The organism is Roseburia sp. AM16-25 (genome assembly GCF_003473825.1).
Taxonomy (GTDB): Bacteria; Bacillota; Clostridia; order Lachnospirales; family Lachnospiraceae; genus Pararoseburia; species Pararoseburia lenta.
On the sequence record NZ_QUCW01000002.1, the window covers coordinates 620,252 to 636,649 of the forward strand.

The window sequence follows — 16,398 nt, forward strand, 5'->3', positions numbered from 1 at the left end:
AGTAACCCCTCCTAATGAATCAAAATACTACTCGTCCCAGTTATGATATACTTCTTGAACGTCATCATCTTCATCCAGCAAAGATAAGATCTTGTTGATGTTGTAAAGATCCTGCTCATCTGTAAGTTCTACATAGGTCTGCGGGATCATGGTCACCTGTGCATCTGCCATAGCGATCTTCTCCTGCTCCAATGCTTCACGGACAACAGAAAAATCATCCGGATCTGTCAGCACGATGAAGGAATCTTCTTCCTCTGTGAAATCCTCTGCACCTGCATCCAGTGCCATCATCATCAGATCATCTGCATCCAGATCACACTCTTCCTTGTCAATGATGATCTGTCCCTTTTTATCAAACATGTAAGATACACAGCCCTGGGTTCCAAGACTGCCCTTGCCCTTGGTGAAAGCGCTGCGCACATTGGCAGCGGTACGGTTCTTGTTATCGGTCAAAGCATCAACGATGATGGCTGTACCGTTTGGTCCATAGCCTTCATATGTAACCGATTCATAATTGACTGCATTTGCATCACCGGCAGCTTTCTTGATACCTCTTTCAATGGTATCGTTTGGCATATTGTTGGCCTTTGCCTTGGCAATAACATCACGAAGTCTGCTGTTATTGTCAGGATCCGGTCCGCCTTCCTTGACCGCTACTGCGATCTCACGTCCGATAATGGTAAATACCTTACCCTTTGCAGCATCATTTTTCTCTTTCTTATGCTTAATGTTAGCAAATTTTGAATGTCCTGACATAAAATTATATCCTCTTTTCTAAAGTATTCTTATCCAGTGTATCATTTTTTGTTTTATATGGCAAACACCTGTACCTGCTGGATCATTTTTCCTTCTACATCCAGCACTTTGAATCGGTAGCCCTTGTATTGCACTTCAAAAGTCTCATGTTCCTCCGGGATCTTGTCAATATGGGAGATCAAGAATCCATTTAAGGTCTCGTAGTCCTCCGGGAAGGTAATCCCCAGAACCTCTGCCGCTTCTTCTAGGGAAGTGCCGCCATCCATGCGGTAAAAATTCGGTGCGACCTGTTCGATGGACGCTTCCTCCTTGTCGTGTTCGTCCTGGATATTGCCCACGATCTCCTCTAAGATATCCTCCATAGAAATAATACCGCTGGTCTGCCCATACTCATCCACCACGATCATCATGTGCTTTTTCTTGGACTGCATCTTGGCAAATAAGGTATTTAAACTGTGGGTCTCCGGCACAAATTCCGGTGAGTGCAGCAGTTTGTCAAAATCCCGCAGTTTCTGCCCGTAAGTCTTATGGTCTTTGGCAAAGACTAGTGCATCCTTAATATGTAAAAGACCGATGATATTATCCAGATCGTTCAAATAGACCGGATAACGGGAAAAAGGTGCATCCTGCATAAAGGTAAGCGCCTCGCCAAAGGTCATTTCGCCATCCAGGGCAATGATCTGCCTGCGGTGGACCATGATATCCTTGGCGTCCTTGTCGCCGAATTCAAAGATGTTATGTATCATGGCGGCTTCACTGGCTAACAGCACCCCATGCTCATGTCCCTCATTGACAATGGAAATGATCTCATCTTCCGTGACATCATCCACTTCCTCCTTGGGATCTACCCCAAAAAGACCGCTGATCTTCTTGCTGAGAAGATCATACAAAAGGATCAGAGGTCGAAAAACTTTTCGCAAGGTCTCATAGGCTCCCAGATAGCGCAGTGCGATCTTACAATGCTTTTTGGAACTGATACGATAAAGAGTTCCAAAAAAGAAAACCGCATATAATACGACAAAGACCACATACACAAGAATTGCAAATAAGACCCTTTCCCATGTATTTTCTGCAATGTCCGACAGTCCATTGTAAAGCAGGTAAAAAGAACTTGCTACAATGCCGATCCCGGAAAAAATCCGCAAAAAGGAACTGCTGATGACCAGCAAATGATCATCACTGTGATAACGCTCTAAGCACCCTGCCTTGGCAGGATCCCCTTTTTGTAACTCCTCCAGATCACTGTCGTTGATATGATCGATCGCGATCTTAAAACTACTAATGATGATCTGCATGATAGCACATAGGCAAAATACGATCATGCAGATCAAACACCTGACTCCTTCATCCATGGTATTCTATTCCCTCATTTCCTTTCTTATGTGAAAATCTTTGAAACTGCTATGTAAGCAATTCCAGACTGATCTCTAATGCTTTATCAATCTCAAATAAAACCTGATTATCCAGATGACATATCTTATCCTTAAGTCTGGTCTTATCGATGGTGCGAAGCTGCTCCAACAGTACGACCGAATCCTTGACCAGATCATATTTACCACTATCCAATGAAACGTGTGTCGGCAATTTTGCCTTGTGCAACTGTGATGTGATCGCTGCACAGATCACGGTCGGAGAATGGATATTTCCGACATCATTTTGAATAATCAGTACCGGTCGGATCCCGCCTTGTTCCGAGCCGACGACCGGTCGCAAGTCTGCATAATAAATATCGCCTCTTTTAATTGTCATACTACACTCTCCAAAATTGAATTTATAAATAGTATTTCCACAATTTCAAAAGCTATTCATATTAGATTATGCAAAATAATTCATTTCGTCAACGCATGCGCCGTCCTTCTGATAAAAACGTGGAATGCGGTCTCCCAGATCACATGCCAGTTCATAGTTAAAACGCCCGGACATTTCTCCCAGTGTCTCCATAGAAATGACTGCGTTCCCATCCTGACCGATCAAGGTCACGCGGTCCAGATACTCTGCATCCGGGATATCCGTTACATCCACCATCATCTGATCCATGCAGACCCTGCCCACGATCGGTGCAGGCTTGCCGCGCACAAGCACATAGCCCTTGCTGGATAAAGAACGAGGATAGCCGTCGCCATATCCTACCGGGATCGTCGCGATCCGGCTTTCTCTTTCAGTGACATAGGTGCCGCCATAACTGATCGCACTTCCCGCCGGAAGGGTCTTGATGTGTACGATATGACTGTAAAGAGATAAAATCGGATGCAAAGGAAAGGCATGATCCATCTCCTCTGACGGCCACAGACCGTATAAAGTAATGCCTGCACGCACCATATTTTCATGATAGCCCGGCAGTTCTAAGATAGCGGCACTGTTGCAGCAATGGCATATCGGAAACGTAATGTCCTCTTTTTGCAGCGCTCCTATCATATCCTTGAATAAGCTATATGCCTTTTTTGCATAAGATTTATCCGCTTCATCCGCTCTGGCAAAATGGGTAAAGATACCTTCCAGGCAAAGATGTTTGAGCCCTGCAATCTCTTTGATCTCTTCTACCGATTCCTGACAGACCGGATAGCCGATCCTGTGCATACCGGTATCGATCTTGATGTGGATCAGTGCCTTTTTATGACATTTTTCCGCTGCCGCATCCAAGGCTTGCGCCACATCCTTGCGGTAAATCCCAAAACGGATATCCTGCAGAATCAGATCTTCATAATCTTTTTCAAAGACATAGCCTAAAATCAGAATCATCTTCCCAATGCCTGCTTTTCGCAGTTCCAAGGCTTCTTCTGCCGTTGCAACCGCATAACCGCTGATGCGGTCATTGTCCTCTAAATGCTTAGCAATTGCCTTAGCACCATGCCCGTAGGCATTGGTCTTGATAACAGCCATCATGCCGACGTCCTGCGGCAGTTTTTCTTCCATTGCCTGCACATTTTGATCTAAGGCATCAAAATCTACGATGGCGTAAACACGCCTTTTTTCTATTTCCACTGTCATCTTCCTTCTTTCTGATAGATCGTTTTTATTCCTTTTATGATGTCACCTGCCTGCATGCAAAGATTAGCCTCTGTCCTTGCGGCTTCCTCTCCCGCAAGTCCATGCAGGTAAACGCCCAGTGATGCCGCATCTTCCGGTCTTAAGCCCTGCGCGATCAATCCTGCGATCACACCGGTCAAGACATCACCACTGCCGGCTGTCGCCATACCGCTGCAGCCGCTCGCATTGATATAAGTCGTGGCATAAGGCACGGATACGATCGTAGCCGCATCCTTAAGTGCACAAATGACCTGATAATCTCTTGCAAAATCCTGTGCTATGGATAATTTATGGTCAGTCACATACATAAGCGGACTGCCCATCAGGCGTGCCATTTCACCCAGATGCGGAGTGATGACGGTCTCTGTATGCGGCTTTTTCAGCCACTGTAAATGTTCTGCCAGAATCCCCAACGCATCCGCATCCACCACCATCGGCACTGCAGCATTTTCTAAAGTCGTGCGGACCAGGTTCTCCGCCAGATTAGACTTTCCAAGCCCCGGTCCTATGGCTATGGCATCCGCCCAAGCAAGTTCTTCCAACAACTGCTTTTCATTCCATTTATCATAGGTAACAAGAATGGCTTCCGGGAATCGTGTCAAAATGATGTCACGATTGCATCTTGGTGTATAGACCTTGACCATGCCGGCACCACTCGTCAGAGCACTTTTCGATGCAAGATAAGCCGCGCCTGCCATATCCTCACTGCCTGCGATCACAAGCACCTTTCCCCGGCTTCCCTTGTGATCATCCGAGCTTGCCTGCGGTAGTTGTTTTAGATCTTCTTTTTCCAGACTCTTACAAGGAAGAACCTGATCTGCCAGACTGCATGATTCGATTCCGATTGCAGATACGATCAATTCACCACAGTATTTTTTCCCCGGATAAAGCATCTGTCCGACCTTGGCAAAAGCAAAGGTTATGGTCGCATCCGCCAAAAATGCCTGCCCCATGATCTGTCCGTCATCCGCAGATACACCGGATGGTATATCCACCGCCAGCCGGTAGGCATCCATGGCATTGACCTCTTGCAAAAGTGCAGGATAGTCACCGCCCAATTCTCTGGAAAGTCCGATACCAAACAGGGCATCCACAATCACCTGGGCGTCTGCAAGTGTATCCGTAGAACTAGACAAGTCCATGCCATACTGCCGACAGATCTTTTGCTGCGCCATGTTTTCCGGCGAAGCCTTGGAAAAATCGCCCACCAGGCATACCGACACCTGACCCCCCTCTAAGTATAAAAGCCTTGCAATGGCGAGTCCATCCCCACCATTGTTGCCACTTCCACATAGTATGACGATCTTCTTTTGCCACAAATCTCTTTCATGCAAAAATGAAACAACCGATAACGCGGCTCTCTCCATCAGCACCATGGAAGGCAGACCATAATGCTCGATCGTGCGGCTATCGCATTGTTTCATTTCGCGACTGTTTAAAATATATTTCATACGTCTCCTTTTTGTACATCTTTTGATAACTGTTTGTCCTGGGTCGTATCACCGGACGGGCGATCCTCTCCTGTGATCAGATCCACATCATCATTTTGCACATCAAAAAGATTGATGATATCTTTTCCAAATATATCATGCATATATGCATAGATTTCTTTATTGTTGATCTCCCGATTCTGTTTGCGGATGATGTTCTTTTTTAATTCTACCCGGACCTTTTTGATCCATTCCGCAATCTCCTCGGCTTCTTTGCAATTGGTGCGCAGACGATCATAACAAAAGGTCATGGTCTCCATCATCAGCGCGTCATTGCAGGTCTGTATCTCCTTTGGGATCTCCAAAAGGGCATCCTCGTTGGCTGCGATCTTTTCCTTGACTTCCTCGATCAGCCGTTTGTTCTCGTCCATCTGCCGGCTGTGCGTCTCCTTGTCCTCCTCTGCGTCCATATGCTCTACGATATTCTGCATAAGGGATGACTTGACCTTCTTTAAATCCTTTAACTCCTGCGTCAGGCGTCCCTGCCGCTCCAAGATCTCCTTCAACTGGCTTTCCAGTTCCTGCACCTCTTTGGGCTTGCCATCTAAGGCAAAAAGCCGGTGCCATTTCTGGTCCAAGACCAGAATGGGTATTTTTGTTTTCGCCAGTGCTTCTGTAAACGCCTGTCGTTCCATACGCTCACCTTCTTTTGAAAACTATTTTTTGTGGTTGGCAATATTGTAAGAAAGCTGCATCAGACTATCGGACAGATGCACATTCTCTACGACCATATCCTCCACATCATCCAGATCGACATGGGCAAAATTCCAGATGGCATGTACGCCCAGGGAAGATAACTGTGCCGCGGTCGCTTCTGCATTCTGCTTTGGCAGGGTCAGTGCCGCAATATCCACACGTGTTGTCTTTACAAATTCTGGTAATTCCTCCAACATACGGATTGGGATATCTCTTACCTCTTTCCCCTTCAATGCCGGATTGACATCAAACAGACCGACGATCTTGAAACCTAATTTTTCAAACTTAACATAATTGGCGATTGCCTGCCCCAAGTTACCGATACCGATCACGATCACATTGTGTGTCTCATTCAATCCTAAGATCTTGCCGATTTCATCATATAAGTACTGAACATTATAGCCATAGCCCTGCTGACCGAAACCACCAAAATTGTTGAGATCCTGCCGGATCTGGGATGCCGTCACATGCATACAACTGCTGAGTTCGTTGGACGAAATGCGCTCCACTCCTGCATCAAGCAATTCTCCTAAATATCTGTAATATCTTGGCATACGACGAATGACTGCCTGGGATATTTCCTTTTCCACGTTAAATTCCCCCTACTTCCACTGTCAATGATGACATATATATCATATTTATATAAAAATTATAAATATTTTAAATATATATGTCAAATTTTTAACAGAATCCGCCTATCCTATGCGAAATCATTTGTCAGTGTCTCCGACAATTCTTCCCAACTTTCATAGAGGGCATCCAATTCTTCCTGTAACTTTTCCTGTTTTTGTGATAATTCATTAAGCTTTGCCGAATTTGTCGCCACATCGTCCTTGGCAAATTCTTCCTCGATCTGACGCAGGTCTTCTTCGCAGGCGGCAATGCGGTCTTCCACCTCTGCCAGACGATTTTCTACCTTGCGCTTTTCGCTCTGGATCTTCTTTTGCTGCTTCCAATCCGTCTTTCCTTCAGATTGTCCGGAAATCGATTCTGTATCACCACGCTTTGCGTCTTGTACTGCTTTTTCCTGTGCCATACGCTCTGTTTTCTTTTGGATGAAATAATCATAATTACCCAGATATACGCTGAACTGATGGTTTTCAAGTTCTAAAATCTTGTCTGCAGTCTGGTTGACAAAATAACGGTCATGTGACACATAAAGCACCGTTCCCTCATAGGCATTGATGGCATTTTCCAGGATCTCCTTGGACTCCATATCCAAATGGTTAGTCGGCTCATCTAAGATCAAAAAGTTGGCACCGGACAACATGAGTTTGGCAAGGGAGATACGTCCACGCTCTCCACCGCTCAGATCGCCGATCCTCTTGTAGCAGTCATCCCCTAAAAACATGAATGCCGCAAGCACATTGCGAATCTTTGTATTGTTTAAGTTTGGATAGGCATCGCTCATTTCTTCAAAGAGTGTTTTGTCATCATCCAAAACCTGTTGTTCCTGATCGTAATAACCAATCGTAACATTTGCGCCGAGCCGGAAAGAGCCGGAATCTGCGGTCACAATCTCATTGATGATCTTAAGCAATGTTGTCTTTCCTGTACCGTTATCACCAAGGATGGCAACGTGCTCACCTCTTTGCAAAAGGAAATCTACGTTAGAAAAGAGCGGCATGCCATCATAGGATTTTGAAAGTCCGATCAGTTCCAGTACATCATTGCCGCTTGTCACATCTGGTTGCAAGGACAATTTCATATGTTCCTGCGCATCGATCGGTTTTTCCATAACATCCATTTTATCGAGGGCTTTCTGACGGCTCTCTGCACGTTTGATGGATTTTTCACGGTTAAACTGTTTTAACTTATCAATGACTTCCTGCTGATGGGCAATGGATGCCTGCTGTTTTTCATATTCACGCATCATGGTCTTACGGATCTCTTCTTTTTGCATGGCAAAGGCAGAATAATTCCCTTTGTAAACATGTGCAGTATGCATGCTGATATCAATAACCTTTGTAACGATACGATCCAGAAAATAACGATCATGTGCTACAATAACAACGGTTCCCTTATAATTCATAAGGAAGTTCTCTAACCACTCAATAGAATTCAGATCCAAATGGTTGATCGGCTCATCTAAAAGCAGGATGTCCGGTTTCAAAACAAGGAGTCTTCCGAGAGATACACGGGTTTTTTGTCCACCGGAAAGCATATCCATCGTCTTTGAAAAATCCTCTTCGGAAAAACCAAGTCCACGAAGCACGCCCTGTACTTCCGATTCATACGCATAACCGTTCATATGATCAAAAACATCATGCATCTCATGATAGCGGACAAGCAGTGCATCTAAGGCATCATCTGTCAGTTTTGTCATCTGTTCTTCCATTTTTTGCAGGTTTTTCTGCATTTCCAAAATATCTGTACGCGAAGAATAGACGGTCTGATAGACCGTCTCATTTCCTTCCATATTCTGATACTGCGCCAGATAACCGATGGTGGTATCCTTGGCAAAAACAACCGTTCCTGCATCGGTATCCAACTCACCCGTTATCATCTTTAGCAGTGTTGATTTTCCTGCACCATTATTTCCGACAATGGCTACCTTGTCTCCTTCATTGATCTGAAAAGAGACATTCTTTATGATGTCATCACTTCCGAAAGATTTCGAAAGATTCTGGCAGGATAAAATCATGGCTTCCTCCTATAACATGCCCTCAAGCCTTGTTCTGATGGCTTTGATAAATTCCTCACTATTCAAAACGACTGGATTTGGAATACTTGTGATCAGAGCAAGATCTTTTGTCATCTTTCCATCCTCAATCGTCTTGATGCATGCCTGTTCCAATTTGTCTGCAAAATCGCAAAGTTCCGGTGTGCCATCCAACTCACCGCGTTTTCTCAGTGCGCCTGTCCATGCAAAGATCGTAGCAACAGAGTTCGTGGATGTCTCCTCTCCCTTTAAGTGCTTGTAATAATGTCTCTGTACGGTTCCATGAGCCGCCTCATACTCATAGACGCCCTGTGGAGATACCAGAACAGAGGTCATCATGGCAAGAGATCCAAAAGCAGACGATACCATGTCACTCATGACATCGCCATCGTAGTTCTTACAAGCCCAGATATAACCGCCCTCAGACTTCATCACACGAGCTACGGCATCATCGATCAGGGTATAGAAATAAGTAATGCCTGCCTCGGCAAACTTATCCTTATAAGACTCCTCATAAATCTCCTGAAAAATATCCTTAAAGGTATGATCGTATTTCTTAGAGATGGTATCCTTGGTCGCAAACCAAAGATCCTGCTTTGTATCTAAGGCATAGTTAAAGCAAGCCTTTGCAAAACTTTCGATAGAATCATTCAGGTTATGCTGTCCCTGAACAACACCGGTGCCGGTAAAGTTATGTACCACTTCTCTCGTCTCACTGCCGTCTTCAGCCGTATAAACAAGTTCTACTTTTCCCGGTCCCGGAACAATCATCTCTGTATTTTTGTAGACATCTCCATATGCATGACGCGCGATCGTGATCGGTTTCTTCCAATTCTTTACGCAAGGCTCAATTCCTTTTACGATGATCGGTGCGCGGAATACCGTTCCGTCCAAGATGGCACGGATGGTTCCGTTTGGACTCTTCCACATCTCTTTCAGATCATATTCACGCATACGCGCTGCGTTTGGCGTGATTGTGGCACATTTTACAGCAACGCCGTATTTCTTTGTTGCCTCTGCTGAATCGATTGTCACCTGATCATTTGTCTCATTACGATATTCAAGACCGAGATCATAGTATTCTGTCTTTAAATCTATAAACGGCAGTAACAATTCATCCTTGATCATCTTCCAAAGGATCCTTGTCATCTCATCACCATCCATCTCAACCAGTGGTGTCTTCATCATAATCTTGCTCATGTCATTTGCCTCCTTAGCATTTTCACTATTGTACTTTAGTATAGCAAAACTTTTTACTGTGGTAAAGTCACGAATATTCCATGTCGGTAAGCGTGGGGGCTTACCCCCACTGTTTGCTTGAAAATTCTGGTAAAACTGGATGCATTCTCGTATCCACACTCCATTGCGATTCTTTCCACGGGCAGTGTGGTATCCCGCAAAAGCATCTTTGCTCGTTCCATCTTCATATCGCGAATCACATCTTTAAAATTTTTCCCTGTTGCATTCTGCACAATGCGGATCAACTGGCGTCTGCTATAATGAAACCTATCCTCCAGTTCTTCCAGAGTCACACTGCGATAATTCTCACTAATATACCAAAAAATCTTAGCATATTCCTTTTTCCAGTTGGCTTTACAGTCCTGTGGAAAAACCAGATTCTGTTCATAATAGCGAAGCAAGTGCACAAAAATCGCATTCATGATAGTCTCACACATCTCACTGTGGTATTTTTCCTTGCATTTCTGTTCCTCCCAAAGATGATCAAACAAACGTGCAACCGTCATATCCGGCTTATCCTTTTCTGCTGTATGAAAAAGAATATAACTTATCTCTTCCTCTCCACGGAAAATCCGTTGAAAAAAAGAATATAGTAAAGGATTGCCGGAAAATACCCGAAAGAAAATCTCTAAAAAGGTCCGCTTGCGGATCGCTGATGTCATCGTCCTGCCATCGAGATCTCGCACGCCTTCTCCATGCTCAATATCCGGCGGCACGATCAGCACATCCCCCTCAACGAGTTCTAGTTTCTCCTGACGGAAAAAGCACTGACTTTCTCCCTCCATAACATAAATAATATCGAAATAATTATTCTTATGCCAGTGTGGAAGCATGCCCGGCTGCAAAAAGGCAGATGAAATACTGCTATCATTTTGTAAAAAAATTTCTTCCTGCTGTACACGGAAGATCTCCTGCAGACGCTTTTGCGCATCCTGATCAGGTTCACTTTGTACTTCCAGAAACAATTGTGCCAAGGGTGTCCTATAACTTTGTGGCAATTCGCTGACTGTTTCAAATGCCTGCCAGCGATATTCCCTGGCATTCTCCTCTTTCAGACATTGGGCTGTCCGTATCATGCAGGCAATATAGTCATCGTTCTCCAAAATCTCGCAATCCCCGGAACATAGACTGCGAAAGATCCTCCCATACTCCTTTTGCATTTCCTCTTTCTGTCTCATATAGTCGTCCCTGCTTTCAGGTTCTTTTTTCCCCTCGTCAAATGCATTCATGTTTTCTACCTCTGTTGATATACATGTCACTTTCTGCATATTTTTCTGTCATTTTATCCTATTCCATTTTTTCTTTTTCTGCAATATGCTTTAGGTAGAATTTATTTATTCAAGGAGGTTTTTATGTACACAGAAAACACAAGCATAGGAGAACTCTTAGAGTTGCCCCAGGTCATGGCACTTCTGGAAAAAGCCGCACCACAGATGGTTAGCGGTCCTGCCAAGGGCTACCTGACACCCCTTACACTGGCACAGTTAAAAGTCGCACAACCGGAATCTGCACAACTTGCCGATGCCATACTCGCGCTGGCAAATGGAGCGGACGTGGATCTGACGCCTTTGGATCCAAGTAAGAAGAAGCCCATCCTAAAGGGAGGTTCAACCGTGGCACAATATGACATTGATGATGTCGATGGCAAGATGTATATGCTCAATCATGCCTTTTCCGGTTGTTTCATACTTTCCTTTTCCAAACCGATAGATGAACATATCAAAGGTCAGGTCACTTACGATGGAATTCCTGTCAAATACATTCTTTCCACCATGTCTATTGCGGGCGGTATGCAGTTAATGGGCGTCTATGTTCGCGACATCTGCACCCAATACGGCACAGACTATACCTTCCACTTTGAAGGATTTACTGATACCGACGGTAATGTTATGGATCCACAGGATTATATCATTTCCACGGTTGCTAAAAATCTGCCGGATCCTGCCTACGCTACCCACGAAGCCATCGCGCAAAAGGCTGCTGAGGAAGGCATGGTTCTCTTAAAGAATGATAATGGACTGCTTCCCCTTGTCAAAGATACTAAACTCGCCGTGATCGGTGAGGAAAATTTCCGTGACGGTGCTGTCGGTGCCGGAAAGATCAATCCGCGCTACCATGTACGCCTTGGACAGGCATTGGCAGACAGTAACTTTATCCTCACTGAAAATGCCGACACCTGTCTTTTTGTAATCTCACGCGCATCCGGAGAGAACTTTGACAACGGAACTTTTCAGGGGGAGTTTTATCTGACCGATGCGGAAGAAAAACAGATTTGCGAAGCCAAGAAAAAATATGCCCACATAATTGCTATCATCAATTCCGGCTATCCTATGGATGTCCGCTGGACACTGGACGTGGCAGTTGAGGCTGTTATCTGGACCGGATTTTCCGGCATGCTTGGCGGTAAGGCACTGGTAAATATCTTAAACGGAACGACCAATCCATCCGGTAAACTGCCAGATAGCTGGAGTCTCGATTACTTTGATATTCCTTCTGCACATAACTTCTATGTTGCACCAAGTGCAGAAGAATCCGTTGGCGCAGATGATGATATCTGGATCGATACCGTGTATGAGGAAGATATCTATGTAGGCTATCGTTATTTTGAAACGTTCAAAAAAGATGTCGCCTATGCATTTGGACACGGTCTGTCCTACACCAACTTTGCCATCCAATCTTTATGCACGGGACAGGACTTATCTCATATTTCCATTTCTGCCACTGTCACCAATACAGGAAAGGTAAGCGGAAAAGAAGTCGTTGAGATCTATGCCACCATCCCGGATGGGAAACTGGAGCAACCGGCACTGCGTCTGGTTGCCTTTTCCAAAACATCACTGCTTGCTGCCGGAGCCTCCGAGATTTTAACACTGGACGTTCCTGTAGAAAACCTTGCTTCCTACGATGAAGAAAGGCATGCCTTTATCACAGAGGCTGGCGAATATCATTTCTATTGCGGGGATGACATCCATGCCCTCACAGAAGTGGCTTCCATTACAGCAACAGAAACCCAGACCATCAAAATTGTTGGTGATTATATGAAACCACCGGTAGACTTTACCCGCCTTTCCAAAAAGGATGAAAACACGTATCCTAGCGGCAAAAAGAGTGGTATCATCGCAGACGTGCATGAACTTCAGCATAAGACCATCCGTGCAAACATTCCGGATACAGAAGCCATCGACGATTCCTTTATCGATGACTGGTCTGTCGAGGAACTAGCCCGCTTCTCTGTCTGTGCAAGTTCCGGCTGGGGTATGCAGGATGTCGGCGTTGCCGGACGCATCTATCAATTGGAAGGACGAGATATTCCTTACTTTGCTGTTGCAGACGGCAATAATGGTGTCAATATCAACAAACCAAATATTGGTATGCCTACCTCTAATCTGGTCTGTGCTAGTTGGAATCCTGATCTGGCTTACCAAGTCGGTCGCGTGATTGCCGAAGAAGCCAGAGAAAACAATGTGCAGATGATTCTGGCGCCGGCCATGAACCTGCATAGGAATCCACTCTGCGGCCGTCATCCGGAGTATTTTTCTGAGGATCCGCTGCTGGGCGGCATCATGGCAGGAAATCAATGCAAGGGATTGGAAGAAAATGGCGTATCTGCATCCATTAAACATGTTTGCTGTAACAATGCAGAATCATCCAGAAAGCGTAATCATTCCATCGTCTCACAGCGTGCCCTCCGCGAACTCTATCTGCGCACCTTTGAGGTAGCCTTTGACATCCACATACCGGATTCTATCATGACCGGTTACAATGCATGTAATGGTGTCTTTACAGCCGAGGACGAAGAGATGATCCAGGGCATCTTTCGAAACGAATTCGGCTTCAATGGCTATGTAATGACAGACTGGAACAGTTACGATACCGCCGATGTTGCCAAAGCCATTGCCGCAGGCAACTGCTGGATGACACCAGGCACTACGGACGATACCTATGTAAGTCCGATTATCGAAGGTATTAAAAATGGCACAATTAGCGAAAATCGACTTCGCCAGAATATCAAGTATATGTATCGCGTCATCCGTAAGCGGACACAGGCCTAAATAAGCCCCTTCTATTTATAGACAGTAAAAAGCAGTTTGTGAAGACAATCTATCATGTCTGATCACAAACTGCTTTTCTATTTTACACTTACATATGTTATCACTTTGTTTATATAACTGGTATCCGACATTCTACCCATGAGCCATCTTCTGTCTTAGCCTGAACCGTGACAACATTGGCATCCGTCACCCGGATGACCGCCAGTGCATTACCGTAGTATGTCGTATATTCCCCGGCATCAAAGCGATCTTCCGTTCTTGGATTGGCACTGCCAAAGCCAAGCAATTTTCCGCCTTCGACGGTAACTTGTACCTTGCTATCCTGATTGGATTCCACATTGCCGGAATCATCCGCGAGCACTGCCTTGACATAAACAATTTCTCCCACAGATACCTCTTTCTTTTCCGGCAGTAGATGAAGCGATGCGTTCTTTGCCGACTGTAGGCGACTTCTGCCGATTTCCTTGCCGGCTGCATCATAAGACACCGCCTCCACATTACCGGTGACATAGGTAGTCTTAAAGATGGCTCTTGCATCCTTTACTTTCTTGCATCCCAAGGATTTTCCATTGACAAGAAGTTCTACTTTGGCAGCATCTGCATAGACCTCAACCATCACCTTATTGCCATCACAGTTTTTCCATGACCAACTAGGGATGGCATTTGTACCACGCCAAGTAGCCTTAATAATCTTTTCATTTGGATGATTGCATGGCTGCACACCGATCAGAGGCTGCTTGGCATAGCCCCAGACTGCCTTTGCCCACATTGCCTCTCCGGTCGGATTGCCCAAAAGATCAAATGCACCTGTATCTGCTAAAAGCCATGGATAAGGCTTGTCAAAACCTTTTGCATCCGCCTCGTAAGACCAAGTGCCAACGCCTGCTTCTCCGATATAATCCCATGCTGTCCACATAAAATCACCGATCAGATATGGATATTTTTTGACCATAGCCCAGTTTTTGGCAATATCCTGTGGGAAGGTCTCACTACCTACCACAATACGATCCGGATGAATCTGTCCTTCCTTTGCGTAGCGACCGGATGCATAATTATATCCGCAAATATCAAGTATCGCACATCCCGGACTGGTCACTTCATCTGCCTTTCTCCCATTGGCAGCCTTGTTCATACCTGTTCCAACCATGGACGTGATCATGTTAAACATGGTACTGCTCATACCGGCGGCTTTTGCCTCATTACTGTCGTTTCTTCCCCCCTCTTCCTTATAGACGCCTTTACCTTCTGCGGAAGACTTGATAATCATAAGGTTAAATCCTGCCGTAACGGCTCTCGTTTCATCCAGATTTCTGAGATAGTCTGCCATCTCCTGTGATAGGGCAACTCCCTTTTGACTTGCCGGTTCGCTGACCTCATTGCCAATGGAATACATGACAACAGATGGATGGTTATAATCCCGTCTGACCATAGCCTCCAAATCTTCTTTGTAGTGACTCATAAACTCTGTCGCATAATCATATTTGGACTTGTGGCTATACCACATATCCCAGGTTTCATCCATAATGTAAACGCCAAGCGCATCACAAGCACGAAGAAGCGCCTTAGAACAAGGATTATGTGCACAACGAATGGCATTATAGCCATTCTCTTTTAAAATACGGATTCGGCGCATTTCGCTCTCATCATAGGTGCAAGCCCCTAAAACGCCATTGTCATGATGAATACATCCACCTCGCAAAAGCGTTTCTTTTCCATTTACAAAAAATCCCTTAGGGCTCCATGTAATCAGGCGAACACCAAAGGTGTCCTTCGCCTGATCCAGGATAGAGCTATCTGCCCCCAGAAGGGATGCTCTTATACCATACAGATAGGGAATCTCCTCCGACCAAAGATGTGCCTTTGGTAGCGGAATCTGTACAGAATCCTTTTCTAATAAAGCAGTAGCGGCCTGCTTGCCCTCTGCATCGATAATTTCTACTTGCACCTTGCCGGCGGTGCGCTCTACAGATACTTCCATCACGGTAGGATCTATAGACACCGTTTTTACACGGATGCCTTCGATGGCAATATGATCTTTGGGTTGGATATGTAGCCAGACCGGACGATAGATTCCGGCACCACTGTACCAACGACTGTCCGGTTGTTGGCTATTGTCCGTCTTAACAAGAATTGTATTTTCTCCTGCCTTGATGTGCCCATCCAAGATGACGAAAAACGGACTATAACCGTAAGCAGCCTGATAAACCTCTTGACCATTTACGAAAACTTCAGCATTTTTATATGCACCTTCAACTTCAAGGGTCAGGTGCATTTGCACCTGATCCTCCGTCAACATTATTTTTCTTTCATAGCAGAACACGCCGCCCGGGAAAAAAGCACCGGCACTTCCACTTTCTGCTTTTGGATCTCTTTTTTCATGCAGCATGGCATCATGGGGAAGCATCACTGATTGTTTCTGCTTATCTCCCTCCTTATAAAACAGCCATCCGTCATTCATACTTTGAACCATGATCTT

General features: G+C 45.1%; 12 protein-coding genes. 1 reads left to right on the top strand and 11 read right to left on the bottom strand.

Features of this window, described 5'->3' with window-relative positions:
- Positions 1-27: 27 nt before the first annotated feature.
- From DW183_RS06930 to DW183_RS06975, 10 genes are all read right to left on the bottom strand, one after another.
- Entirely contained in the window at positions 28-756 is a 729-nt protein-coding gene (locus DW183_RS06930) for a YebC/PmpR family DNA-binding transcriptional regulator (protein ID WP_118281247.1), read from the bottom strand.
- A 53-nt stretch (positions 757-809) separates the two neighbouring features.
- Positions 810-2,108, bottom strand: a complete 1,299-nt coding sequence (locus tag DW183_RS06935; RefSeq protein ID WP_118281248.1) for a hemolysin family protein — start codon at positions 2,106-2,108, stop codon at positions 810-812.
- A gap of 49 nt (positions 2,109-2,157) precedes the next feature.
- The gene (locus DW183_RS06940) at positions 2,158-2,505 is read right to left on the bottom strand and encodes a type II toxin-antitoxin system PemK/MazF family toxin (RefSeq protein ID WP_118281249.1); all 348 of its coding nucleotides are present in this window, start codon (positions 2,503-2,505) and stop codon (positions 2,158-2,160) included.
- Positions 2,506-2,571: 66 nt separating this feature from the next.
- Positions 2,572-3,738, bottom strand: coding sequence for an alanine racemase (gene alr / locus DW183_RS06945; RefSeq protein ID WP_330416335.1), 1,167 nt, complete (start codon positions 3,736-3,738; stop codon positions 2,572-2,574).
- Positions 3,739-3,740: 2 nt separating this feature from the next.
- Positions 3,741-5,234 carry an NAD(P)H-hydrate dehydratase gene (locus tag DW183_RS06950; protein ID WP_118281251.1) on the bottom strand — a complete coding sequence of 498 codons (1,494 nt, stop codon included), beginning with the start codon at positions 5,232-5,234 and terminating at the stop codon, positions 3,741-3,743.
- Entirely contained in the window at positions 5,231-5,908 is a 678-nt protein-coding gene (locus DW183_RS06955; RefSeq protein WP_118281252.1) for a hypothetical protein, read from the bottom strand. Before DW183_RS06955 ends, DW183_RS06950 begins: the two co-directional genes overlap by 4 nt.
- A gap of 21 nt (positions 5,909-5,929) precedes the next feature.
- Positions 5,930-6,559: a redox-sensing transcriptional repressor Rex gene (locus DW183_RS06960; protein WP_118281253.1), complete on the bottom strand. Its 630-nt coding sequence runs from the start codon at positions 6,557-6,559 to the stop codon at positions 5,930-5,932.
- 110 nt (positions 6,560-6,669) lie between these two features.
- Positions 6,670-8,613 carry an ABC transporter ATP-binding protein gene (locus tag DW183_RS06965; RefSeq protein WP_118281254.1) on the bottom strand — a complete coding sequence of 648 codons (1,944 nt, stop codon included), beginning with the start codon at positions 8,611-8,613 and terminating at the stop codon, positions 6,670-6,672.
- Positions 8,614-8,622: 9 nt separating this feature from the next.
- Positions 8,623-9,831, bottom strand: coding sequence for an NADP-dependent isocitrate dehydrogenase (locus tag DW183_RS06970; protein WP_118281255.1), 1,209 nt, complete (start codon positions 9,829-9,831; stop codon positions 8,623-8,625).
- Positions 9,832-9,884: 53 nt separating this feature from the next.
- A complete protein-coding gene (locus DW183_RS06975) occupies positions 9,885-11,099 on the bottom strand; it encodes an AraC family transcriptional regulator (protein ID WP_158573033.1) in 1,215 nt (404 codons plus the stop codon).
- A gap of 123 nt (positions 11,100-11,222) precedes the next feature.
- Here DW183_RS06975 and DW183_RS06980 point away from each other — a divergent pair, with 123 nt between their 5' ends.
- Positions 11,223-13,922 carry a glycoside hydrolase family 3 protein gene (locus DW183_RS06980; protein WP_118281257.1) on the top strand — a complete coding sequence of 900 codons (2,700 nt, stop codon included), beginning with the start codon at positions 11,223-11,225 and terminating at the stop codon, positions 13,920-13,922.
- 109 nt (positions 13,923-14,031) lie between these two features.
- On the opposite strand, the gene DW183_RS06985 is transcribed toward DW183_RS06980, so the two are convergent.
- Complete coding sequence (locus tag DW183_RS06985; RefSeq protein ID WP_118281258.1) at positions 14,032-16,392, bottom strand: glycoside hydrolase family 2 TIM barrel-domain containing protein; 2,361 nt, start codon at positions 16,390-16,392, stop codon at positions 14,032-14,034.
- Positions 16,393-16,398 lie beyond the last annotated feature (6 nt).

What these genes read in the sequence shown, in the direction of transcription:
- DW183_RS06970 (WP_118281255.1), bottom strand. Translation starts at nt 9,831, where the DNA reads ATGAGCAAGATTATGATGAAGACACCACTGGTTGAGATGGATGGTGAT.
- DW183_RS06940 (WP_118281249.1), bottom strand. Translation starts at nt 2,505, where the DNA reads ATGACAATTAAAAGAGGCGATATTTATTATGCAGACTTGCGACCGGTC.
- DW183_RS06950 (WP_118281251.1), bottom strand. Translation starts at nt 5,234, where the DNA reads ATGAAATATATTTTAAACAGTCGCGAAATGAAACAATGCGATAGCCGC.
- DW183_RS06930 (WP_118281247.1), bottom strand. Translation starts at nt 756, where the DNA reads ATGTCAGGACATTCAAAATTTGCTAACATTAAGCATAAGAAAGAGAAA.
- DW183_RS06975 (WP_158573033.1), bottom strand. Translation starts at nt 11,099, where the DNA reads ATGAATGCATTTGACGAGGGGAAAAAAGAACCTGAAAGCAGGGACGAC.
- DW183_RS06980 (WP_118281257.1), top strand. Translation starts at nt 11,223, where the DNA reads ATGTACACAGAAAACACAAGCATAGGAGAACTCTTAGAGTTGCCCCAG.
- DW183_RS06965 (WP_118281254.1), bottom strand. Translation starts at nt 8,613, where the DNA reads ATGATTTTATCCTGCCAGAATCTTTCGAAATCTTTCGGAAGTGATGAC.
- DW183_RS06955 (WP_118281252.1), bottom strand. Translation starts at nt 5,908, where the DNA reads ATGGAACGACAGGCGTTTACAGAAGCACTGGCGAAAACAAAAATACCC.
- DW183_RS06935 (WP_118281248.1), bottom strand. Translation starts at nt 2,108, where the DNA reads ATGGATGAAGGAGTCAGGTGTTTGATCTGCATGATCGTATTTTGCCTA.
- DW183_RS06985 (WP_118281258.1), bottom strand. Translation starts at nt 16,392, where the DNA reads ATGGTTCAAAGTATGAATGACGGATGGCTGTTTTATAAGGAGGGAGAT.